General features: G+C 73.3%; 15 protein-coding genes and 4 pseudogenes. 9 read left to right on the top strand and 10 right to left on the bottom strand.

Annotated features, from left to right (window positions below):
- Window positions 1-234 precede the first annotated feature (234 nt).
- The 3 genes from ABT247_RS03020 to ABT247_RS03010 all read right to left on the bottom strand — a co-directional run bounded on the left by ABT247_RS03020 (window position 235) and on the right by ABT247_RS03010 (window position 5,142).
- Window positions 235-1,818, bottom strand: a complete 1,584-nt coding sequence (locus tag ABT247_RS03020; RefSeq protein WP_350736992.1) for a purple acid phosphatase family protein — start codon at window positions 1,816-1,818, stop codon at window positions 235-237.
- Between the two features lie 508 nt (window positions 1,819-2,326).
- Entirely contained in the window at window positions 2,327-4,117 is a 1,791-nt protein-coding gene (locus ABT247_RS03015) for a peptide-N4-asparagine amidase (protein ID WP_350736989.1), read from the bottom strand.
- A 119-nt stretch (window positions 4,118-4,236) separates the two neighbouring features.
- Window positions 4,237-5,142, bottom strand: a complete 906-nt coding sequence (locus tag ABT247_RS03010) for a LysR family transcriptional regulator (protein ID WP_350736986.1) — start codon at window positions 5,140-5,142, stop codon at window positions 4,237-4,239.
- A gap of 138 nt (window positions 5,143-5,280) precedes the next feature.
- Between ABT247_RS03010 and ABT247_RS03005 the strand changes: the two genes are divergently transcribed.
- Both ABT247_RS03005 and ABT247_RS03000 read left to right on the top strand, forming a co-directional pair.
- Window positions 5,281-6,225, top strand: a complete 945-nt coding sequence (locus ABT247_RS03005) for a pseudouridine-5'-phosphate glycosidase (protein ID WP_350736984.1) — start codon at window positions 5,281-5,283, stop codon at window positions 6,223-6,225.
- 3 nt (window positions 6,226-6,228) lie between these two features.
- Window positions 6,229-7,101, top strand: coding sequence for a carbohydrate kinase family protein (locus tag ABT247_RS03000; RefSeq protein WP_350736982.1), 873 nt, complete (start codon window positions 6,229-6,231; stop codon window positions 7,099-7,101).
- Window positions 7,102-7,322: 221 nt separating this feature from the next.
- Here the strand turns inward: ABT247_RS03000 and ABT247_RS02995 are convergent, their stop codons facing one another.
- Both ABT247_RS02995 and ABT247_RS02990 read right to left on the bottom strand, forming a co-directional pair.
- On the bottom strand, window positions 7,323-9,161 hold the full coding sequence (locus tag ABT247_RS02995; protein ID WP_350736980.1) for a DNA polymerase/3'-5' exonuclease PolX: 1,839 nt from the start codon (window positions 9,159-9,161) through the stop codon (window positions 7,323-7,325).
- Between the two features lie 44 nt (window positions 9,162-9,205).
- Entirely contained in the window at window positions 9,206-9,907 is a 702-nt protein-coding gene (locus tag ABT247_RS02990) for a histidine kinase (RefSeq protein ID WP_350736977.1), read from the bottom strand.
- Window positions 9,908-10,263: 356 nt separating this feature from the next.
- Between ABT247_RS02990 and ABT247_RS02985 the strand changes: the two genes are divergently transcribed.
- Together ABT247_RS02985 and ABT247_RS02980 are read left to right on the top strand one after the other, a co-directional pair.
- On the top strand, window positions 10,264-10,869 hold the full coding sequence (locus tag ABT247_RS02985; RefSeq protein WP_350736975.1) for an ArsR/SmtB family transcription factor: 606 nt from the start codon (window positions 10,264-10,266) through the stop codon (window positions 10,867-10,869).
- Complete coding sequence (locus ABT247_RS02980) at window positions 10,866-12,200, top strand: MFS transporter (protein WP_350736972.1); 1,335 nt, start codon at window positions 10,866-10,868, stop codon at window positions 12,198-12,200. The genes ABT247_RS02985 and ABT247_RS02980 overlap by 4 nt, the downstream gene beginning before the upstream one ends.
- Before the next feature lie 61 nt (window positions 12,201-12,261).
- On the opposite strand, the gene ABT247_RS02975 is transcribed toward ABT247_RS02980, so the two are convergent.
- Window positions 12,262-12,936, bottom strand: a complete 675-nt coding sequence (locus ABT247_RS02975) for a DUF6629 family protein (RefSeq protein WP_350736970.1) — start codon at window positions 12,934-12,936, stop codon at window positions 12,262-12,264.
- Between the two features lie 340 nt (window positions 12,937-13,276).
- Window positions 13,277-14,116 (bottom strand): annotated as a pseudogene (locus tag ABT247_RS02970) (DMT family transporter); the annotation flags it as partial.
- Window positions 14,117-14,401: 285 nt separating this feature from the next.
- Between ABT247_RS02970 and ABT247_RS02965 the strand changes: the two are divergent.
- A complete protein-coding gene (locus ABT247_RS02965) occupies window positions 14,402-14,665 on the top strand; it encodes a dsRBD fold-containing protein (protein WP_350736967.1) in 264 nt (87 codons plus the stop codon).
- A gap of 737 nt (window positions 14,666-15,402) precedes the next feature.
- Window positions 15,403-16,241: pseudogene (locus ABT247_RS02955) on the top strand (IS481 family transposase); the annotation flags it as partial.
- Window positions 16,242-16,500: 259 nt separating this feature from the next.
- On the opposite strand, the gene ABT247_RS02950 reads toward ABT247_RS02955, so the two are convergent.
- Window positions 16,501-16,905 carry a winged helix-turn-helix transcriptional regulator gene (locus tag ABT247_RS02950; protein WP_350736964.1) on the bottom strand — a complete coding sequence of 135 codons (405 nt, stop codon included), beginning with the start codon at window positions 16,903-16,905 and terminating at the stop codon, window positions 16,501-16,503.
- 144 nt (window positions 16,906-17,049) lie between these two features.
- On the opposite strand from ABT247_RS02950, the gene ABT247_RS02945 reads away from it, so the two are divergent.
- Window positions 17,050-17,928 carry an SDR family oxidoreductase gene (locus ABT247_RS02945; protein ID WP_350736961.1) on the top strand — a complete coding sequence of 293 codons (879 nt, stop codon included), beginning with the start codon at window positions 17,050-17,052 and terminating at the stop codon, window positions 17,926-17,928.
- A 22-nt stretch (window positions 17,929-17,950) separates the two neighbouring features.
- Here the strand turns inward: ABT247_RS02945 and ABT247_RS02940 are convergent.
- Window positions 17,951-18,479: pseudogene (locus ABT247_RS02940) on the bottom strand (transposase); the annotation flags it as partial.
- A gap of 156 nt (window positions 18,480-18,635) precedes the next feature.
- Between ABT247_RS02940 and ABT247_RS02935 the strand changes: the two are divergent.
- A complete protein-coding gene (locus ABT247_RS02935) occupies window positions 18,636-19,886 on the top strand; it encodes an IS256 family transposase (RefSeq protein ID WP_350736959.1) in 1,251 nt (416 codons plus the stop codon).
- Window positions 19,883-20,218 (top strand): hypothetical protein, encoded by a 336-nt coding sequence (locus tag ABT247_RS02930; RefSeq protein WP_350736956.1) that lies wholly within the window; start codon window positions 19,883-19,885, stop codon window positions 20,216-20,218. The genes ABT247_RS02935 and ABT247_RS02930 overlap by 4 nt, the downstream gene beginning before the upstream one ends.
- 382 nt (window positions 20,219-20,600) lie before the next feature.
- Here ABT247_RS02930 and ABT247_RS33595 read toward each other — a convergent pair.
- Window positions 20,601-20,740, bottom strand: a pseudogene (locus tag ABT247_RS33595) (transposase); the annotation flags it as partial.
- Window positions 20,741-21,703: the final 963 nt, after the last annotated feature.

The following is a 21,703-nucleotide window of genomic DNA, read 5'->3' as shown; positions in this document are numbered from 1 at the left end:
CCGGTGGAGTCGTCGAACCCCGCACCGCGGCCGGACGGCCCGGCTTCAACCGGTCGGTGGTGCGGGGACATCTGGGCGGGCCTCCAGGGGTGCGGTCGGACACCGATCACGGGGATGAACGGTACCGCCGCGCCCGCCCTGGCGGTGCGGGGCCTGCCTGGCTCGGACCGGACCGGACCGGCCCGGTCCTGCGCGGCCCGTTCCGGCCCGGCCCCTGGCGCCCGCTTCCGTCGGTCAGCGCCCGCGGCCACCGCCCCGAGCCCCGCGCGGGCGGGTGAGGGTGAAGCGGTCGACCGGGACGAGCTCGCCGTAGGGGCCGTGGACGGCGTAGTACGTCACGTTGATGGTGGTGTCGCCGCCGTGCTCGCCCGGGTCGACGTCGAAGGAGGCGAAGCCGTAGGGGTTGTCCGCGTCGCGGAAGGCGGACCAGGGGGCGTCCTCGATCACGTAGACCGGGGGCCGCTTGCCGGTGGCCTTGTCGACGGGGCCGACGCCGGTGATGACACGGGCCTTGGGCGGGGTGAAGAAGAGCTGGTTCGACGGGGCGGAGGTGCCGCCGCCACCGATGACCATGTGGACGGTGCCGCGGGTGGTGTCGATGGTCTCGGTGTCCGTGCCGGAGGGAACCGGCGTCCGGGTGTCGGTCGGCTGCTGGCCGCGGATCGGGTGGGAGCGCTCGTAGTGGTGCTCGTGGCCGCAGACCACCAGGTCGACGCCGTACTTGTCGAACAGCGGCACCCAGGTCTCGCGGATGCCGAGGTCGGCGCCGTTGAACTTGTCGGCGGTGGAGATCACCACCTGGTGCATGCAGACCACGATCCAGTCGATCCCCGGGTCCGCGTTGGCGGCGATCAACTGCCGCTCCAACCAGCGCTGCTGGGCACCGCCGGAGTAGCCCCGGACGTAGGAGTTGCCACCGTCCTGGTAGGCGACGTCGTCGTTGTTGAGGCTGATCACCCGGACCGAGCCGGCCGTGAACGCGTACCAGAGGCCGTGCAGTCCCTCGTCCGAGCCGGCGTCCGGCAGGTCGAAGTAGGTCTGGTAGGCGCCGTAGCCGATCGGGCCGTTGCCGCGCTCGTTCTCGTGGTTGCCGGCGGCCGGCATCCAGGGGCGGTGGCGGGCCGAGCGGGTGTTGTTCTCGAACCAGTCGGACCAGGTGCGGACCCGGTCGGTGGCGAGGTTGGCGTAGCAGAGATCACCGTTGACCAGGTGGAACAGCGGGGCGACCCGCTCGACCCCGGCGGTGGTGTCGCCCGCTGCGGGGCTGCCGAGGTTGTCGTTGACGTAGCCGCCGGCGGTCTTCCTGCCCAGGGTGGGGGTGCCCTGGTCGCCGAAGCTGGTGAAGGTGAAGGCGGCCCGGCCGCGTGGGGCGGTGCGGACGGTGCTGAGCTCGGGGGTGGCGCCGTCGTGCACGGCGGCGTACACGTAGTCCGTGTCCGGGCGCAGGTCGGTGAGCCGTGCGTGGTGCACCTGGACCTCGGTGCCGGAGGCGGCGTCCCGGTAGGTGCGGGTCTCGGCCTGCGCGCTGCGGCCGAAGCCGCCGTGCGAAGTCCCGTACATCACGCGGGGGTTGGAGACGGACTCGGTGGTGTGCCAGGAGACCGTGACCTCGCGCGAGGCGTCCGAGCCGAACTGGAGGTGGAGCCCGCCCACCCGTGGGGCGCCGGAGCGGTCCGGCCGCTCCCACAGCAGTGGGGAGGCGGCGGCGGGGGTGGGCGCGATGCCGGAGAGGGAGACGGCGCCGCCGAGGCCGAGGCCGGTCGCCCCGGCCAGGAGTCCGCGCCTGCTGACGGGGGGACGTCCACTGGATGCGTTCATGGCGGCCAGCCTCACCGGGCGGAGGTGAACCGCGCCGGACCGGCCGTGTGAAATCTTCCCGGCGCGTGGCGGCCGAGCCGTCAGGGCTGTCCGGGCCGTCAGGGCTGTCCGGGCCGTCCGTCGGGTGGCGGCGCTCCGCCCGCCGGGGAACGCAGGAGCGCGTCCACGGAGCCGAGGGGGTGCTCCGTGGACGCGCGGAACCTACGAGGTGGGGGTGGCCTCCGGACTTGACGTCCTCCGGCCGGTAGTTCGATCGTCGACCGAGGTACCAGCGGCAGACCCTGATCCGTCTCGATCTGTCGCCACTGCCTCCTGCGGTCGAACTTCCTTCAGCTACCTCGCAGGTCCACCACCCATGATGCCCCTCCTACGGCGTGTGCACCAGGGGTGAACAGGCAGAATTCGGGCAAATTTCGCAAGCCGTGCGCTGTGGGGGAGGCGCGGGCTGCGGGCTTCGGACTGCGGGCCGTGCAGGCCGCCACCGGGCGTCACCGGGCGCCGCCGCGCGTCACCACCCGTCCACGAAGGCGAGCGTCCGGTGGTACGGCCCGTCCGGCCCGGTGCTGCGGTAGTCCTCGGTGCTGCTGCCGGTCCTCACGGTGCGGTCCCCGTCGTGGCGTTGGGCGGTGGGCCGCAGGGTGTGGTCCACGGTCGAGCGCTCGGTGACGTGGCCGCCCGTCGCGGTGGTGGCCTCCTGGTGGTAGCCGAGGTCCATCGCGGTGCGCTGGTCGGTGTTGCCGGCCGCGTCGTGCGCCACCCGGTAGCTGACGTCCAGCGGCTCGCCCTCGTGGACGGTGGTGGTGCGGTGCGGTCCGCCGCCCCAGGTGGCGGTGGTGCGGGTGAGGTCCGTGCGGTTGTGCAGCGTCACGTCGTTGCCGCTGTCGCGCAGTTGCTGGCCGGAGCTGAAGGAGAGGTCGTCGCGGACCTCGGTGGTGATCCGGCCGTGCGAGGTCTGCACCCAGCCGCGGGCGAGGTCGTGCCGGGCGGCCGTGACGGTCCAGTCGCCGCTGCCGCCGCCGTGGTCGGTGAGCTCGGTGCCCACGGTCGCCTCGGGGGCGACCCGGTAGTCGGTGAGCTGGCCCGAGGTGTGGCCGGCACCGTGGTCGGTCTCGGCGAACAGGTTGACCTGGCCGGTCCAGACGTCGTTGCTCTGCGCCTCGCTCGCGTTGACGGTGATGCCGACGGTGTGCGGGCGCCCGTCCAGCAGCAGGCCGACGTACGGGGTGAGGTCGAGGCGGTACGCGGGCAGGTCGAAGGCGAAGACGCCCGGCACCGGCCGCCACAGCAGCGGGTCCCAGCCGCCGGTGTAGATCACCGGGTAGGGCCAGACCGCTCCGGCCACCCGGCCGTCCACGGTGAGCCGCAGCTCGCGGAACGGGCCCTTGCCGCAGACGCCGATCGACGGGTTGGCGGCGGCGAAGGCGTCCGGCGCGGAGGCGTAGGCGAACTCCTCGCAGGCGCCGCCGCCCCGGGCGTAGACCTCGGCGGTCAGCCGCTGGAGGTTTTGCGGGAAGGCGAGTTCGCGCCCGGCGGTCGGCGCGGCCTGAGTGAGGGCGAACGGTCCGGTGGTGAGCAGCTGGTCGGCGCCGTGGGCGGCGGGCCAGCGGTCGTTCGCGGTGTAGAAGGTCAGGCTCGCGGAGATCCGGTAGACACCGGTGTAGGTGGCGTCGGTGACGTTGGCGAGGCCGAGGGAGAACGGCTGCGGTCCGGCCGCGAGGAGCGGTGCGTAGCGGGTCAGGTCGCGCTCGACGTTCCACTGGATGCCGTCCTTGGACGGCTCCGGGGTGGAGGAGAGCAGGACCTGCACGCCGCCGAGGCGGACGCTGAAGATCCGGTCGAACTGCCGTCCGGCGACCTGCCCGTGGAGGTCCATGACCACCGCGGACCAGGGGCCCGCGCAGTCGGCGGGCGGGGTGACGGTGCTGGTGTACGGGGTGTCGGGCGGGTTGCCGTAGCCGTTGCGGAACTCGCGTTCGTGCATCACCTCGACGGTGCAGGAGCGGGAGTCGGGGCGGGTGAGCGGCTTGGTGGCGGTGACCGGGTCGTGGTAGTCGCTGCCGAAGTCGGCGTGCGCGGGGCCGGCGGTGGTGAGGGTGGCGGCGAGGGTCAGGACGGCGGCGCCGAGCAGGCGGGCGGTGCGGCGCAGGAGGGTGCCGCGGCCGCGGGCGCCGCGGGTGCCGTGGGTGTCAGGGCGGCCGGTGCCGCGGGCCGGGGTGTCGGGATCGCGGGTCGGGGTGCCGTGGGGTCCGGCGTGGCGGGCTGGGGTGTCGGTGCGGCGGAGCGGCGGGCGCAGGGCCAAGGCGGATCCCCCGGTGTCGGGCGGCCCGTCGGCGCGCGACGGGCCGGATGGGTGATCCGGGCATCCTGTCGGGGGTGGCATGTGACCGTCAAGAGCCACTGCCGGCTTCCGCCGGCTGCCTACGGCTCCTCCAGCGCCGCCGCCTCCTGCCGGACCAGGTCGCGCAGCACCGCCGGCGTCGGGCGGTGGTCGTCCGTCCGCCACTGCATCTCCAGCGGCAGCGTCGCCCGGCCGTCCAGCCGCACGGTGACCACGTCCTCGGTGAGGTGGCCGGTCATCGAGCCGGGGACCAGTGAGAAGGCGCGGTTGCGGGCGAGCAGGTAGAGCCGGGAGCCGACGATCCGGGGCGGGCTCACCAGCACCGGCGGGTCGATCCCGTGCGCCGCGCACAGGCCGAGCACGTGGTCGTAGTACCGGGGGTGCTGCTCGCGCGGCCACAACAGCAGCGGCAGGTCCCGCAGTTCGGTGAGGCGCAGGCCGGTGGTCCGGCCGGCCAGCGGGTGGTCCCGGCCGAGGGCGACCAGCACCGGCTCGTCGGCGATCCGCTCCAGCCGGTAGCCGGGCACCTCCTCCAGGAACCGGCCGAGGCCGAGGTCGGCGAGCTCGGCCGCCAGGGTGGTGGAGACCTGCCCGGTGTCCACGGCGAGTTCGGTGGTGGTCAGCGCGGGAAGCTCCTGCTCGGCCCGGCTGACCACGGCGGGCAGCAGCCGGTTCACCACGCTCGGGGAGGCGACGATCCGGACGGTCCCGAGCCGGGACTCCTCGTGCAGCCTGACCCGGGCCAGTAGCGACTCGGTCTGCTCGAGCAGCCGGGTGCTCTCCGCGGCCATCACCTCCCCGGCGCCGGTCAGCGCGACGGAGCGGCGGCTGCGGTCGAACAGCTGGACGCCGACGGTGCGTTCCAGCCGGGCGACCTCCTGGCTGACCGTCGGCTGCGAGATGTGCAGCCGCTCGGCGGCGCGTCCGAAGTGCAGCGTCTCCGCGACGGCGAGGAAGACCTCCAGCTGGCGCAAGGTGAGACCCATGCCCATCAGCCTAGTGCGAACCGATAGCCAGAGAGCTATCGGAAGCCTCAGGACTCATTCTGGATTCCGATGTTGACCGTCCATACGCTGAGCGTCGCGTTGCCCCACCGCAGTGGCACCCGACAGGAAGCTGGCACCATGACCGGACTGCCCACCAGCACCCCCGCCATCAAGGTCGCCGAGGAGGTCGCGCAGGCCGTCGCCGACGGGCGGCCCGTGGTCGCCCTCGAGTCGACGATCTTCACCCACGGCCTGCCGCGGCCGCGCAACCTGGCCGTCGCGCTGGAGGCCGAGAACCAGCTGCGGGAGGCGGGCGTCGTCCCGGCCACCATCGGGGTGCACGAGGGAGTGCCCACCGTCGGTCTGAGCACCGAGCAGATCACCGAGCTCGCCGCCACCGACGGCCTGGACAAGGTCAGCCTGCGCGACCTTCCGGTGGTCGCCGCGTTCGGCCGGCACGGCGGCACCACCGTCGCCGCCACCGCCTTCCTGGCCCACCGCGCGGGCGTCCGGGTCTTCTCCACCGGCGGCCTCGGCGGCGTCCACTTCGGCGCCTCCGAGACCTTCGACGAGTCGGCCGACATGACCACCCTGGCCGCCACCCCGGTCACCGTGATCAGCGCCGGCGTGAAGTCCATCCTCGACATCCGGGCAACCCTGGAGCGCTTCGAGACCCTCAACATCCCGGTCATCGGCTACCGCACCACCAAGTACCCCGGCTTCTACGTCACCGACTCCGGCCACGAGATCAACTTCAGCGTCCGGTCGCCCGAGGAGGCGGCCAGGGTGATCGACGCCCGCGACCGGCTCGACCTGCCCCAGGCCGTCCTGATCGCCAACCCCGTCGACCCGGCCAAGCAACTGCCGCCGGAGGAGTTGGACGGCATCCTGGCCCGTGCCTGGGCCGAGGCCGAACGCCTGGGCGTCGCCGGCAACGCCTCCACCCCGTTCCTGCTCGACTTCATCCAGCGGGACACCGGCGGGCGCAGCCTGGAGGTCAACGTCGAGGTCTACCGCGGCAACGTCCGCCTCGGCGGCGAGATCGCCACCGCCCTGGCCGCCGCCGCGTCGACCGGGGCCTGACCCGTGCTCGGGGTGCTCGGCGACCTCGTCGAGGACATCGTGGTCTGGGTCGACGGCCCGCTGCGCCACGGCACCGACTCCAGCGCCCGGGTCTTCCGGCGGCGCGGCGGCAGCGCGGCCAACGTGGCCTGCTTCGCCGCCGGGCAGTACCCGGCCCGCTTCCTCGGCTGCGTCGGCGCGGACCCGATCGGGGACGGCGTCGTCGCCGAACTCGGCGGCCACGGCGTGGACGTACGGGTCCAGCGGCGCGGTCGCACCGGCAGCATCGTGGTGCTCATCGACCAGGACGGCGAACGCACCATGCTGCCCGACCGCGGTGCCGCCACGCTGCTGGAGCGCGTGCCCGAGCAGTGGCTCGCCGGTCTGACCCACCTGCACGTGCCCGGCTACTCCTTCGACGGGGAGCCGGTCGGCGCCACCGCGGTGGACGCGCTCGTCCGCGTCCGGCAGGGCGGCGGCAGCACGTCGGTGGACGCCTCGTCGACCGGCATGCTGGAGCAGTTCGGACGTGAGCGGTTCCTGGCCCTGCTGGGTGAGTTGGCGCCGACCCTGCTGTTCGCCAACCGCTCCGAGTCGGCCTTCCTCGGGCTGCTGGTGGACGGCCTGCCGGGGCCCGAACGCGCCCGGCTGGCGGGCACCACGGTGGTCACCAAGGCCGGGGCCGGAGCGACCACCGTCGACGTGCCCGGCCAGGAGCCGTTCACCGTGCCGGTCCCGCCGGTGGCGCAGGTGCGGGACCTCACCGGGGCCGGGGACGCGTTCGCGGCGGGCTTCCTGGCCGGCTTCCTGGACACCGGGGACCTGCGGCTGGCGACCGCACTCGGGCACCGCAGCGCGGCCCGGGTGCTGGCCTCGCCGGGGGCCAGCATGGGGTAGGCGGCGGTGGGCCGGGATCGGCGGGGGTCGGCGGCGCCGGGGGGTCGGTGTCCGCGGACGGGCCGGCGCTTCGGCCCACCGGGCGGGGCCTCGGCCGCCGACCGGGCCGGGGCTTCCGCCGAGGGGGCGGGGTTCCGGCGATCGGGCCGTGGTTCCGGCGATCGGGCCGGGCGTCCGCCGAGGGGCAGGCTTCCGCCGACCGGTTCGCTCGGCGGGGACGGCTACGCGCGCAGGGCGTCCTTGCGGAGGAAGCGCTTCAGCCGCTGCCACGTCCAGGCGTTGATCACGTCCTCCGCGGTGAGCCAACCGCGCTGCGCCGTACCGACGCCGAGGCGCGGGTAGGCGAGGTGGCCGGTGGCGTGCGCGTCGCTGTCGATCGCGAAGCGCACGCCGTGCCGCCTGGCCCGCAGGATGTCCTCGTCGCGCAGGTCGAGCCGCTGCGGGGCGCTGTTGATCTCGATCGCGGTACCGGTGCGGGCGGCGGCCGCGAACACCGCGTCCAGATCCACGTCGATCGGCCCGCGCCGGCCGATCCGGCGGGTGGTGAGGTGGCCGATGACGTGCACGTGGGGGTTCTCGCAGGCGCGGATCAGCCGACGGGTCTGGGCGGCGCGGTCGAGGGTGAAGTGCGAGTGCACGGAGGCCACGCAGACGTCGAAGCCGGCCAGGAACTCGGGCGGCCAGTCCACGCCGCCGTCCGGGCCGATGTTCAGCTCGGTGCCGTGCAGCAGCCGCAACTTCGGGTGCCGGTCGGCGAGTCGGCGCAGCTCCGCGCGCTGGGCGAGCATCTTCTCGTCCGTCATGCGCTGCATCACCAGGTCCGGCGCGTGGTCGGTGACGGCGAAGTAGGAGTAGCCGCGTGCCGCCGCCGTGTCGATCATCTCGGTGAGGGTGGCCAGGCCGTCGGTGAGGTCGGTGTGGGTGTGCAGGTCGCCGCGGAGGTCCGACTCCTGGATCAGGTCGGGGAGTTCACCGTTCAGCGCGGCCTCGATCTCGCCGCGGTCCTCGCGCAGCGGCGGCGGGATCCAGGGCAGGCCGAGGGCGGCGTACACCTCGTCCTCGGTCTCCGAGACGATCTTGGCGCCCTCCACCTCGGCGCCCTTTCCGGAGGCCTCCCCGGCGTTCCTGCCGGAGCCCTTCCGAGGAGCTCCCGAGGCTTTCGCGCCGCCCGCCCCGGCGCGTTTGCGGCCATCGCCGGCCACCTCGAACAGCCCGTACTCGGAGAGCTTCAGCCCGGCCCGCACCGCCATCGTGCGCAGCTTGATGTTGTGCGCCTTCGACCCGGTGAAGTAGACCAGCGCCGCGCCCCAGTCCTCCTCGGGGACGACCCGCAGGTCCACCTGGACGCCCTGGGTGGTGCGGACCGACGTCTTGGTCGGCCCGCTCGCGATCACCTCGGCCACGTACGGGAGTCGGGTCAGCGCGGCCATCAGCGGGGCGGAGTCGGCGGCGGTCGCCAGCACGTCGATGTCGCCGACCGTCTCCCGCATCCGCCGCAGCGACCCCGCGTACGCGCAGCGGGTGCAGCCGGGGACGGCCGACAGGGCCTCCACCACCTGGTCGGCCAGCTCGATGGCGGTGTCGAGCAGGGTGCGCCCGCCGGACTGCCGCATCAGCTCGATGCCGTGCAGGATCTTCTCGCCGCTGCGCTCCCCGAACCCCGCCAGGCCGGACAGCTTGTCGCCGCGGACGGCTTCGGCGAGTTCGTCGACGGAGGCGATGCCGAGGTCGCGGTAGAGGGAGAGGGCGCGCTTGGGGCCCACGCTGGGAACGGCCATCATCTCGCGCACGCCGGCCGGGATCTTGGCGCGCATGGTCTCCAGCGCGGGGATCCTTCCGGTGGCGAGGTACTCGGCGATCTTCTCGGCGGTGGACTTGCCGACGCCGGGGATCTCCTGGAGTCCCTTGACGTCCAGACCCGCCAGGTCCTCCGGGTGGCCGCCGACCGCTCGGGCCGCCTTCTCGTACGCGCGGGCCCGGAAGGCGTCCCCACCGGTGATGTTGATCAGGTCGGCGTACTCCTGGAGCAGCTCCCTGACCTGGTCGTTGAGCCGGGGCATGGGGCAAGTCTAGGTTCGGCGGCCGCCGTTCGCCGCCCGGTCGGTCAGTCGTAGGCGACCGTCAGCAGCAGGACCACGGTGAGGCCGCCGCCGGGTGTGGGCTCGACCGAGAGCCGCCCGCCCGCGGCCAGCACCAGGCTGTGCAGTGCCGGGCCCACCGGCCCGGTGGCGCGCACGCCCGTCGACAGCCGGTCGATCCCCGCGGGCGGCTCGTAGGACCCGCGGTCGGAGATCCGCAGCTCGACCCGCTCCCGCTCGTACGCCGTGCAGCCGGCCCGGGCCGCCGACCGGGGCGCCGCCCGGCCGGTGCCGACGACCTCCGCCCGGACCAGCACCCCACCGCCCAGCGGGCTGCGCCGGATCGCGTGGTCGACCAGCCCGGCGAGCGCGGCCTCCATCCGCCGGGCGTCCCCGGTCACCACCGGCAGCCCCGGTGCCAGCCGGACCGTGACCGCTGCCGCCCGGCCGCCGCCCCGCACCACCCGGCGCACCACCTCGGCGACCTGGACGTGCCGCGCCTGCGGATCGCAGCCGGCCTGGCGGCCGGTCCACCGCAGCCGCTCCAGCTCGGCGCGGGAGAGCGACCGGGGCGAGGCCATCGCGAAGGGCCGGAAGGGGCCGCGGCCCTCCGGCGCGGCACCGCCGTCCGTGCGGTCGGAGCCGCCCGGGCCGCCGAGTGCGCCGCCGAGTGCGCCCAGTGCCCGGGCCCCCGAAGCGACGTAGCCCCAGAGCTTCCCGCGTGCCATCGCCCTGCCCCTCGTACCCGACCGGCGGCCGCCATCCGTGCCGCGGCCCACCGGGGCCTGCCGACCGGCTTGCCCTGCTGCCAGCCTGCGCCTGCTCCGCCCGGGTGACAATCCGGCTCCGGGAGGCGATGGCGGCCTCGGCCCCCGCCGAGCGGCAGGCCGGGCACCCGCCGTCCGGCGGGGCGGCCGGCGGTCGACGGTCCGGTGCCGTGCGGGGGTCGGCCGGGCCCGGGGAGCTCTGGTGGGGCGTGAGCTCTGGTGGGCGGGGCGCGCCACGCCGGCGTCCACGGGACCGCAAACAGGCGTTCGCAAAAAACCCTTTGCAAACAGGTGTGTGTGGTCCTACGCTGCCGACCATGACCGAAGAACGCGGCTGGATGCACAGTGACGACCCACAGATCGTCCTGACTGCCAAGGGCATGAAGGCGATGGCCCACCCGGTGCGCATGCGCCTGGTCGGACTGCTGCGCAAGCACGGCCCGTCCACGGCGACCAGGCTGGCGGAGCAACTGGGGCTCAACTCCGGAGCCACCAGCTACCACCTGCGTCAGCTCGCCGCGGCGGGCTTCGTCGAGGAGGACACGGAGCGGGGCAACGCCAGGGAGCGGTGGTGGCGCTCGGCGCACCGGCTCACGGTCTGGACCGGGGACGACATGGCCGACGAGGAGCCCGAGACGGCCGTCGGGTTCCTGCGTTCGGTGCTCACCGCCCACACGCTGACCGCCCAGCGCGCGCTCGACGCCTTCGAGACCATGCCCCGGGAGTGGCGCAAGGAGGTCCACCTCAGCGACCTGCTGCTGCAGCTCACACCGGCCGAGGCCGGGCAGCTGTCCGACGAGCTGAACGCGGTGATCAGCCGCTACCGCCGGGTCGGTGCCGAGGGGCCGGTCCCGGCGGGCAGCGAGCAGGTCTCCGTGGTCCTCCACGTGCTGCCCGACCCGGCCGAGGGGAGGCCCGAATGACCGCGACCGAGCCCGCGGCTGCCGCCGCCGGCCCGCCGGTGCGCAGCCTCCGGCCCCTTGCCGGGGTGCTCGCCGCCACCGCCGTCTCCCTGACCGGGACCCGCATATCGGCCATCGCGCTGCCCTGGTTCGTCCTCGCCACCACCGGCAGCGCCACCATGACCGGCCTGGTCGCCTTCGCCGAGATGGCGCCGTACGTGCTGGTCAAGGCGCTGACCGGGCCGCTGGTCGACCGCCTCGGGCCGCGCGTGGTGTCCTGGAGCACGGACGCGGTGAGCGCGCTCGCCGCCGGGCTCGTCCCGCTGCTGCACGCGCGCGGCCTGCTGCCGTTCTGGCTGCTGCTCGTGATGGTGGCGGTGATCGGGGCGGTGCGTGGCCCGGGGGACCTGGCCAAGTCCGTCATGGTGCCGGAGGCGGCGGACCGCGCCAGGGTGCCCCTGGAGCGCGCCACCGGGCTCTCCGGCGTCACCGAACGGCTCGCCTCCACCGTCGGCCCGGCGGTGGGTGGCGGGCTGGTCGCACTGGTCGGGCCGCTGGCCGGACTGGCGGTCAACGCGGGCACCTTCGCGCTCGGCTCGCTGCTCGTCGCCCTGGCACTGCCGCAGGGCATGGGGCGTCCGGCCGTCCCGGCCGGTGCCGCGTCACCGGAGGAGTCCCACCAGGGCGGCGGTTACTGGCAGCAGTTCCGGGAGGGCTTCGGCTTCCTCCGGACGGAGCCGCTGCTGCTCACCGTGATCGTGATGGTCGGCATCACCAACCTGCTCGACGCCGGGTTCAGCACGGTGCTCGTCCCGGTGTGGGCCAAGGAGTCCGGGAACGGCCCGGCCGTGATCGGCCTGATCGGCAGCGTCCAGGGCGTCACGGCGGTGGCCGGCAGCCTGATCGCTGCGGCGCTCGCCCACCGGCTGCCCCGCCGTACGGTCTTCTTCGTCGGCTTCCTGGTGGCGGGGGCACCGCGATTCCTGGTGCTCGCGCTCGGCGCGCCGATGTGGGCCGTGGTCACCGTGTTCGCGGTCGGCGGTTTCGGCTCCGGCTTCCTCAACCCGATCCTCGGGGCGGTCCTCTTCGAACGGGTGCCCCGCCACCTCCTCGGCCGGGTCCACGCCCTGGGGGACTCCCTCGCCTGGGCCGGCATCCCCCTGGGCGGGATCGTCGCAGGCGGGGCGGTCACGCTCGTCGGTCTGATACCCAGCCTGCTCACGGCAGGGATCCTGTACTTCGCCACCACGACGCTGACCGGTCTGCGGCCGGAGTGGCGGGACATGGACCGACTGCGCGGGCACGCGAGTGCCGCGGCCACCGAGCGGCGGGGCGAGCCGGCTCGTAGCTAAGGCATCGACCGGGCAACGCGCGTGCCGCGGCCACCGAGCGGCGGACCGAGCCCGCCCGTACCTAAGGCATCGACCGGGCAACGCGCGGGCGACCGGCCCAGCGCAGGAGCAGGAGGCTGACCAGGGCGGCGAGGGCGCACCAGGTGGAGACGAAGGCGAACCGCCAGAGCAGGGCGCAGGCCACGGCGCCCGCCCCGGTGAGTAGACCGAGGCGACAGAGCAGACGGTCGCCGCTGATCAGGAGGGAGCCGACGGTGGCGAGGAGGTAGCCGGTGAGCAGGAGCGCCGGGTGCGGGAGGCCGATCGCGTAGTCGAGGGTGTGCCCGTGCGGGGTGGCCGTCACCGGGTGGCCTGCGACTGCTGCGGTGAGGGGGATCGCCACCGCTGCGCCCAGCAGGACCAGCGCGGCGAGCACGCGGCGTCGCGCCGGGCCGGCCGGGTCGCCCGGCTCGGTAGCCGCGCACCACACCGCGGCCGGGACCAGCACGGGCAGCAGCGGCAGGGCGATCGCCGCCCAGGCGGTCCGGGCGGCGCTGGCCGGTCCGTCCGCCAGGCCGTCGTCCGCACCGAGCCAGACCAGTGCTTCGATCAGCTGGTGCACCCCCAGGACCAGCGGGAGCGCGGCGAGCGGCAGCCGCTGGGGCCGGCCGGACCGTCGGGCGCGGGCCAGGCACGCCATGCCGACGCCCGCCACCAGCCCGCCGGCCAGGGCGTCCGCCTGCGCGCTCCAGCACATCGGCCTGCTACCCGTCCCTCGGCCGTCCGTCCTCCGGGCTTCGACCCTCCCTCTTCTGGCCGGTCGCGTTGTTGCCGGCCCTGTCGTAGCGGGTCGTGTCCGCGCCCTTCGGAGGCCGTTCCGCTGCGTCTCCGCTGCCGTCCTGGCCCTCGCTGGCCGTGCGGGCGGCCGCGCCCTGGTCGTCGCGCCCGTCCTTCTCGTCCCCGTTCCCATCCCCGTCCCCGTTTGCTCGCCCTTCCCTCTCGCCGTCCCGCTTCCCGTCCTCGGCTGGGGGGCCGCTGTCCCCGGGGCCGTCCTCCGGTGATGCCCCGATGTTCTCCAGCGTGTCTCGGACGGTGCCGGGCATCGCCGGATGCCGACCGATCACGATCACCCCGATCACGATGGCCAACAGCCCGATCACCTCCCAGGCCAGCGCCGCCGGGGTGACCCGCAGCCGGTCGCCGAGGAAGCCGACCGCGCAGGCGATCCCGGACAGCGGCTGGGCGGCGGTCAACGCGGGCAGGGACATCCGCAGCGGCGCGGCCTCGAACGCGCTCTGCACCAGCAGCAGCCCGACCACGCCCGCCACCACCACCGCGTACGGCTGCCAGGTGCGCAGCACGGCGGCCAGCCCGTCGTGGTCCAATCGCTGGGTGGTGGTGCGGGTGAGCGCGTCCTGCAGCCCGTACAGCAGACCGGCGGCGAGCGCCAGCAGTGTGGCCTCCTCCAACAGCGGCAGTCGGCGGGCGAACGAGACCAGCAGCAGGGTCAACCCGACCACCGTGCCGACCACCAGCCAGTGCCGCAGCTCCCCGGCGGGCTCCCCGCCCCCGGTCGGCTGCCCGGCCACGATGAACGCCGTCACCCCGAGGCCCAGCAGGAGCACCCCGCCCCAGCCGGAACGCCCCAGCGTCTGACGGGTCAGTACCCGGGCGAGCGCCATCGCGAAGAGCAGATTGGTCGCCAACAACGGCTCGACCAAGGACACCTGGCCCTGGTTGAGCGCGAGAGCGGAGAGCAGCAGCCCGCTGACCATGAAACCGGTGCCGAGCAGCCACTCCGGCATCCGCAGCAGGTCCAGCAGCAGCCGCCAGTGCAGGAGGTCGGCACGAGGAGCCCGCTGCGCCGCGTGCTGCTGGAGGACGAAGCCCAGTCCCAGAAAGCAGGCTGCGCCGAGGGCGAGGAGGAAGACCGCCACGGAGGGACCACCAGATCGTCGCTGCCCCGCGCCGCGCCGGCGGGTCCGGGGTGGGGTCGGCGGTCGCGGCGTGCTTCCGTCAGCGTACCGCCGGGGCGGCGGCCGGGCCGACCGGACGCGGCCGCACCGGCGATCCCGGCGCGGTGGCAGGCCCCCGCCGGCGCCACCCGCTCGGGCTTGCCGCTTCCTGTCGGGCAGGCGCACGCTGGTGTGAGCGGCCACCACGGGCCACCGCCCGTGCCGGCCCGATCAGGCGCGACGGGGGCCTGCGCCAGGAGGTGTGGCATGCACAACCAGTGGGACGTGGAGCTGAGCTTCGATGAGGACGGTGTGCACACGGCGTGCAACGCCAGGCTGGTCGGCGCGAGGGCGCCCGGCCTGAGCGCGCACGGCGAGGCCGTGAAGAGCGCGGACGACCGCCCGCTCGCCAGGATCGGCGAGGAGGTCGCGGCATCCCGCGCCCTGGAGGAGCTGTCCCGCAAGCTGCGGGCCCAGGCCACCGGGGAGATCGAGGACGAGGGACACCGCCCGGGCTACCTGATCTACTGAACCCCCTGCCCTCGGCGGCCCCTCCCGCCCCGGGGACGGCCGGACCGGCCACTCCCTCCGGCACAGCGGCGCCCCCGCACCCCGAGGGCTCGACCGCCCCACCACCGCCGGGAATTCAGCCCGCGCGGGCGTCCGCCCGGTGACCGGCTCGGTAGCGGCCCGGTGTCGTTCCGACGAGGTCGGGGGACGCTGCGATGAGGCTGGTGGTGTTGGCCCATCCAGAGGCATGGGCGGTCCGGGTGGTGTCGTGGCCGTGCGCCAGAGCACCAGCGCGTGATGGACGCGCAGGAAGGTGCGCCACTCGTAGAAGGCACCTCAGAGGTCATGGCGGAACACCCGGCTGCGGAACTGGGCGATCGACGGCACCCGGCGATCGACGGCACCCGGGAGCGCATCTTCATCGCGCTGATGCGGAGGGCGACCGGGACCGGGTCGCCTCGGCCGACGCCGTGATCATGCGCGCACGCCGGAACGCGGCCGGGGCCCGTCCGAAGGGGCCCCGGCCGACGAGTCCGGCTACCGCGCCGTCGGACGCTCCCGCGGTGGGCTGACCACCACGACCCACCTCGCCGCCGACGGCCGCTGCCGCCCGCTGTGCTGGCGACGGGCATACTCGCTAGGTGTTCTGACCACGGAGGTTGGTGACGGGGTTCACGGCCTGGCGATCTTGAAATGAGTGAGGGCCTTCTGGCTCGGTGTGGATTGCGACATCTGCACCGGCTCCCAGAAAGGCCCTCATGCCACACCGTAACGCACCGCTGACCGAGACCGGACGCCTGCGCCTGGCCCGCTGCGTGGTCGAGGACGGCTGGCCGCTTCGCAGGGCCGCCGAACGCTTCCAGGCTCGCCGACCACGGCCAAGCGCTGGGCCGACCGCTACCGGGCGCTGGGCGAAGCCGGGATGAGCGACCGCTCCAGCCGGCCGCACCGCAGCCCACGCCGACTGCCCTCCCGCACCGAGCGGCGGATCGTCAAGGTCCGCGTGCTACGCCGTTGGGGACCGGCCCGCATCGCCTATCTACTGCGTCTCAACCCGGCCACCGTCCACCGGGTCCTGGTCCGCTACCGACTCGCCCGCCTGGCGCACCTCGACCGCGCCACCGGACGCCCGGTGCGGCGCTACGAACGCGCCGCACCGGGTGAGCTGGTCCACGTCGACGTCAAGAAGCTGGGCAACTTCCCGGACGGCGGCGGCCACAAGTCCCTGGGCCGCCAAGCCGGGCGCAAGACCCGCTCCGGAGCGGGCTACAGCTACCTGCACAACGCCGTCGACGACCACTCCCGCCTGGCCTACAGCGAGATCCTGCCCGACGAGCGCAAGGAGACCGCCGCCGCGTTCTGGACCCGGGCGAACGCGTTCTTCGCCCGGGCCGGCATCACCGTCCAGCGCGTCATGACGGACAACGGCGCCTGCTACCGCTCGCACCCTTGGCGCGATGCCCTCGCCGCCGAGGGCATCGCGCACAAGCGAACCCGCCCCTACCGGCCCCAGACCAACGGCAAGGTCGAACGCTTCAACCGCACGCTGCTCGACGAATGGGCCTACGCCCGCCCCTACCGCACCGAACAAGAACGCCGAGACGCTGCCGGGCCGGTCCTTCGGGAGAGGATCTTCCCGTGAGTCGGCCCCTGCCGCAGTCGAAGCCCGAGTTCGTCTTGATCCGCGTCGAGGTCCCGCCCGAGACGCCCGCTCAGGTCGCTGTCGATCTCGGTGGGACCGGCATCCCCGCTCTGAGATTGAACTGGTGATGTCGCCGGGTGGATCAGGTGGGTCTGATTGCCGGGCCGGTCTCGGCGAGGCGGCCGTCTGTGACCAGACCGCTGGCCGCCGCTGATCACCTGGTTCGCTCAGTGCGGTCGTCGTACTCTTCGCGGGCGGCGATGACTTCTTCAATGTGCAGCACGGACCACTCCGTGAGCGCCTTCAGCGGTTCCCGTAGCGTCTGGCCCAGCGCGGTCAGCTCATACTCCACGTGCGGCGGCACCTCTGGATAGATGGTCCGGCTGACCAGCCCGTCGCGTTCGAGGGTGCGCAGCGTCTGGGTGAGCATCTTCTCGCTCACGCCCGCCAGCGCGTGCCGGAGCTGGCTGAACCGGGAGGCCCCGTTCCGGCCGAGTTCGCCGAGCACGAGGACCGCCCACTTGCTGCCGATCTGATCGAGCAGGTCCCGCGACGGGCAGCCGCGCTCGTACGGATCGAATGACGGCATGGGCCCGGTCACATTCTCGGCAGCAGTCATACGGCTCACCTCGATGCTTTCGCTGCGGTAAGTACCGTACCAAGAAGTGGCTACTCCCCAACAGAAAGTGTCCAGGTCATTCTGTGTTCCATCCCGCGGCGGACGGACCGCGGCAGGCGTGCGAGGCACGCGCGGAAGGAAGGAATGACCATCATGTCGATCGTCGTCACCGGAGCCACCGGCCAGCTGGGCAGGCTCACCGTCGAGGCACTGCTGCGGCGTGGGATCCCGGCCGCGGACATCGTCGCGACCGGCCGGGACATCACCGGGATCAAGGATCTGGCCGACCGGGGCATCACGGTGCGCCGCGCCGACTTCGCGGACACCGACGGCCTGGCCGAGGCATTCGCGGGGGCGGAAAGGCTGCTGCTGATCTCGGCCTCGGTCCCCGTGGACGAGCGGGTCGCCAACCACCGCCGCGTGATCGACGCCGCGGCGTCCGCAGGCGTGTCGCTGGTGGCGTACACGAGCACGACGCACGCGGACACGGCCACCACCGTCATCGGCGCCACGCACGGCGAGACCGAGGCGTATCTGCGGGACCACGGGATCCCCAGCGTGCTGCTGCGCAACGGCTGGTACCTGGAGAACTACACCGGCCAACTGCCGCAGATCCTGCAGAACGGTGCGGTCGTCGGCGCCGCAGGCGAGGGGCGGATCAGCGCCGCCTCCCGCGCCGACTACGCCGAGGCCGCAGCGGTCGTCCTCACCGGCGAAGGCCACACCGGCGCCGTGTACGAGCTCGGCGGCGACGAATCCTTCACCCTGACCGAGCTCGCCGCCGCGATCTCCGCTGCGGCCGGAAAGCAGGTTACCTACGCTGACCTCCCGGTGGCCGACTTCGCCCAGGTACTGGCCTCCGCCGGCCTACCCGCCGAGCTGGCGGAGGTCCTCGCTGACGCTGACCGCGGTATGGCCCGCGGCGAGATGTACACCGACTCCGGCGACTTGCGCCGCCTGATCGGCCGCCCGCCCGTGACCCTGGCCGAGGCACTCGCGGCCGCCCTGCATGACCGCGGTTGAACTCGTGATGCGGGCGGGCCGCTCAGGTGGGTCTGATCGTCAGGCCGGTCTCGGCGAGGCAGCCGTCCATGAGTTCGCTGCGGTACCGGATGTGCCGTAGGCCGCGCCGGATGCGCTGGAGAAGGTGCTCGGGTGGGTGGTGTGCTGAAGGCGACGTTGGAGAGCCAGCCGCGCCGCAGCAGCGACCGGATCCCTTCGACGGGGTTGAGGCCGGGCGCGTAGGGCGGCAGGTCGTAGACGGTGAGCCACTCCCGGGCTGCTGCCCGCTGCCGCAGGCCGGCGGCCTCATGGACGTTGAGATTGTCCCGGACCAGCACGATCGGGCCGCCGAGCTGCTGATGGGCGGCGGTCAGCAGATTGCGTAGTCGCGCCAGGAGAAGCTCCTGCGACCGTCGCGTTGACCGTCGTCCCGGCGCGGCCGGTAGATCAGCCGGGACCGGTGGCCGGGTTTGCAGCAGGTCAGCACGGCGATGGAGAGCCGTCTGCGGGACCGGCCCCGCACTCCCGACCGGGGTCCGGCCCCGCTGTGACCGGGTCTCGGCCTGCGGCGGGAGCGGACGCGTCGACAGGCGATGACGCAGCAGGTGGAGGAATTCTCTGAACCTGTGGATCGGTGCCGGGAGCGACGCGAAGGGCGTACCTTCCCGAATGATCCGTAAGGTCTCCGAGTAGGCCCGCGTTGCAGCGCGGGTCGGGAAGGCACGCCCGTGCTCAGCGTAGTCACCGACGACGGCTCGACCCAGTCCGGCTCCCTGCTCGACGAGCTCGTCCGCGAGGGAGCCCGGCGGATGCTGGCCGCCGCGCTGGAAGCGGAAGTCAACCAGTACATAGCCGAGTTGGCAGCCGAGACCGACGAGCACGGACGGCGCCTGGTGGTCCGCAACGGCCATCACCGGCCCCGGACCGTGGTCACCGCAGCCGGCCCGGTCCAGCTCACCGCTCCCCGCGTCAACGACCGCCGCGTCGACGAGACCACCGGCGAACGCAAGCGGTTCTCCTCGAAGATCCTCGCCCCGTGGTGCCGCAAGTCGCCGAAGATCTCCGAGGTCCTCCCACTGCTCTACCTGCACGGACTGTCCTCCGGCGACTTCGTGCCCGCGCTGGAGCAGTTCCTCGGCGGCACCGCCGGGCTGTCACCGGCGACCGTGACCCGGCTGACGAAGCAGTGGAGCGACGATCACGCCGCCTTCCAGGACCGGGACCTGTCCGACCGCGACTTCGTCTACGTCTGGGCCGACGGAGTCCACCCCAAGGTCCGGCTCGGCCAAGCCCACTCGTGCGTGCTGGTCCTGCTCGGCGTCCGGCTGGACGGCACCAAGGAACTGATCGCCCTGGCCGAGGGCCTGCGCGAGTCCACCGAGTCCTGGGCCGACCTGCTGCGGGACTGCCGCAGACGCGGGATGCGCGACCCCGAGCTGGTCATCGGAGACGGTGCGATGGGCCTGTGGAAGGCTCTGATCGAGGTGTTCCCGGCCGCCCGGCACCAGCGCTGCTGGGTGCACAAGGCCCGGAATGTCACAAACTGTCTTCCGAAGTCCGCGCAGTCAGGGGCAACGAAGGCGATGCAGGAGGTCTACAACGCGGAGGACCGTGCCCACGCCGAGAAGGCGATCGAGGAGTTCGCCCGCACCTACGGCACGAAGTGGCCCAAGGCCGTCGCGAAGATCATCGACGGCCGGGACGAGCTGCTGGCGTTCTACGACTTCCCGGCCGAGCACTGGGTCCACCTGCGGACCACCAACCCGATCGAGTCCACGTTCTCCACGGTCAAGCTGCGGACCAAGGTCACCCGCGGGGCCGGCAGTCCCGCCGCGGCCCTCGCGATGGTGTTCAAGCTCGTCGAGTCCGCCCAGGCCCGCTGGCGCGCGATCACCGGAGCCCACCTCGTCGCCGTCGTTCGTTCTGGCGCCAGCTTCGAGAACGGCGTCCTGGTCGAGCGCGCCGAGGCGGCGGCATGACCGAGCACGCCAACCCGGACAAGCGCGCGGTCGAGGTGGAACTGCAGATCGACCAGGTCACCGTTGTGACCGCGACCGAGGCCACCGCCACCGTGCGCTGCACGCTCGGGCCCGTTCGTCGCGGAGCCCGCTTCGCCTACACCCGCGACGCCGTGGAAGCCATCGACCTGGAACTGACGCAGATCCTCGCCTATCACCGCTCCGTCGAGGAGCTCGACCCCGTCCACACCGCGCTCGTGACCCTCCGAGGCCGAGGTGTCCGACACCTCACGTCAGCCACCCCGGTATCCGGCTGGCAGGTCATCCAGGGAACCAACCCACCAACATCATGAACAACCCATCCACAGGTATTGACTATTGCTCGCAGGCCCCTTCGAGGAAGGCCTCGTCGATGTCGTCGCGGATTTCCCAGCGGATCCGCAGGCGCCGGAGCCGAGGAGCCAGGCGTTGGTCCGCTCCACGACCCACCGCGCGGCTCCGAGCCCGGAGCCGCGCGGCACACCCCGGCGAGCAATGACGGGCTTGATGCCTCGCTTCCACAGGAGTCGACGGTACTTGTCGAAGTCGTAGCGCCGGTCAGTCAGCGAACAACTGCCTCGGCCGGTGGCGCGGCCGACCGCTCTCGGTCCCTTTGGGCCGCCGCGACGGGCCTGGCGGTACGGGCCGTCGATCACCGCCGCGGCCAGTGCAGCTCGCCGGGCGGTGCAGTTCGGTCAGCAGCACCCGGTGCAGCCGGTCCCACACCCCGGCCTCGTGCCAGTCCCGCAGGGGGCGCCAGCATGTCATGCCCGAACCGAAGCCGACCTCTGAGGCAGCCACTCCCACTGGATTCCGGTGTGCAGCACGAACGGGATCTCCTGCGGGCGGCCGAGCTTGTGAAGCCGACTGCTGCCGCACCGGCAGCAGCGGCTCGATCCGGCCCACAAGTCGTCCACACCTGTCACGGCGGCCTCTTCCCCATGGCCTACTCAATGGGCTGACAGCTGTGGGGACTTGGGCGTTGCGCAGTTCTGTTGGCTCCATTCAGGCGTGGAGCATGTCTCGCGCTCGGCCGCCGTCGCGCTGGCCAGGGCGAAGACGACGGGCAGCCCTGCGGGGTGCGAAGCAGGTGTGTGTGGGCCTACCAACAGTCCTACAGGAGCGACCAGGGGCGAGCCGAAGGGCTCCCCGCTTCTCCACCCCCACGACGACCGCTGCTTCCCGCACGCATTCGGAGGTCGGCCCCCGAGCGGCCGTGTGAACGACGCTGCGGGTCGACACAGGCGGCCCAGGGCTGGCCGTCCCGGTGTGCCGTGTCGGTGGTGCGATCGGCTGCGGAAGCTGCGGAGGCCGCCACTCGACGCCGGGGCCCGGGCGGCGGTCGAGCCGGGGTGGTCGGGGGTGGCGCGAGGGGCGTGGGAAGTCGGTTGGGCCGACTTCCCACGCGGTTGGGCGGGCGCCGCGCCGGGGCTGGGCGGGGATCGCCGGGCCGACGTGGGCCTACCAGCGGCCCCGCAGGAGCGACCAGGGGCGAGCCGAGGGCTCCCCGGCTTCCTTCACAGCTGCGACGACCGCTGCTTCCCACACCGCATGGGGAGGCCGGCGCCTGATCAGCCGTGTGAACGAGGCTGCGGGTCGACATAGGCGGCCCAGGGCCGGCCGTCCCGGTGTGCCGTGTCGGTGGTGCGACCGGCTGCGGAAGCTGCGGAGGCCGCTCGCCGCCGGTGCTCAGCCTCGCCCGCCGCACCCAGGGCCTGGTGCACCGGCAGCTCACCGTCCTCGACGTGATGGAGCGCCGGGAGACCGACCCCGAGGAGCTGAAGGAGCTCTTCCGCCTG

It is taken from the genome of Kitasatospora sp. NPDC001539 (assembly GCF_040298565.1).
In the GTDB taxonomy this organism is placed as follows: Bacteria; Actinomycetota; Actinomycetes; order Streptomycetales; family Streptomycetaceae; genus Kitasatospora.
Note: the sequence above shows the minus strand (reverse complement) of the source record. Positions and strands in the feature narration are given on the sequence as shown.

Coding starts and splice junctions, on each gene's coding strand:
- ABT247_RS03010 (WP_350736986.1), bottom strand. CDS start 5,142: ATGGGTCTCACCTTGCGCCAGCTGGAGGTCTTCCTCGCCGTCGCGGAG.
- ABT247_RS02975 (WP_350736970.1), bottom strand. CDS start 12,936: ATGTGCTGGAGCGCGCAGGCGGACGCCCTGGCCGGCGGGCTGGTGGCG.
- ABT247_RS02990 (WP_350736977.1), bottom strand. CDS start 9,907: ATGGCACGCGGGAAGCTCTGGGGCTACGTCGCTTCGGGGGCCCGGGCA.
- ABT247_RS02950 (WP_350736964.1), bottom strand. CDS start 16,905: ATGACTGCTGCCGAGAATGTGACCGGGCCCATGCCGTCATTCGATCCG.
- ABT247_RS02985 (WP_350736975.1), top strand. CDS start 10,264: ATGACCGAAGAACGCGGCTGGATGCACAGTGACGACCCACAGATCGTC.
- ABT247_RS03005 (WP_350736984.1), top strand. CDS start 5,281: ATGACCGGACTGCCCACCAGCACCCCCGCCATCAAGGTCGCCGAGGAG.
- ABT247_RS02945 (WP_350736961.1), top strand. CDS start 17,050: ATGACCATCATGTCGATCGTCGTCACCGGAGCCACCGGCCAGCTGGGC.
- ABT247_RS03020 (WP_350736992.1), bottom strand. CDS start 1,818: ATGAACGCATCCAGTGGACGTCCCCCCGTCAGCAGGCGCGGACTCCTG.
- ABT247_RS02965 (WP_350736967.1), top strand. CDS start 14,402: ATGCACAACCAGTGGGACGTGGAGCTGAGCTTCGATGAGGACGGTGTG.
- ABT247_RS02980 (WP_350736972.1), top strand. CDS start 10,866: ATGACCGCGACCGAGCCCGCGGCTGCCGCCGCCGGCCCGCCGGTGCGC.
- ABT247_RS02995 (WP_350736980.1), bottom strand. CDS start 9,161: ATGCCCCGGCTCAACGACCAGGTCAGGGAGCTGCTCCAGGAGTACGCC.
- ABT247_RS02930 (WP_350736956.1), top strand. CDS start 19,883: ATGACCGAGCACGCCAACCCGGACAAGCGCGCGGTCGAGGTGGAACTG.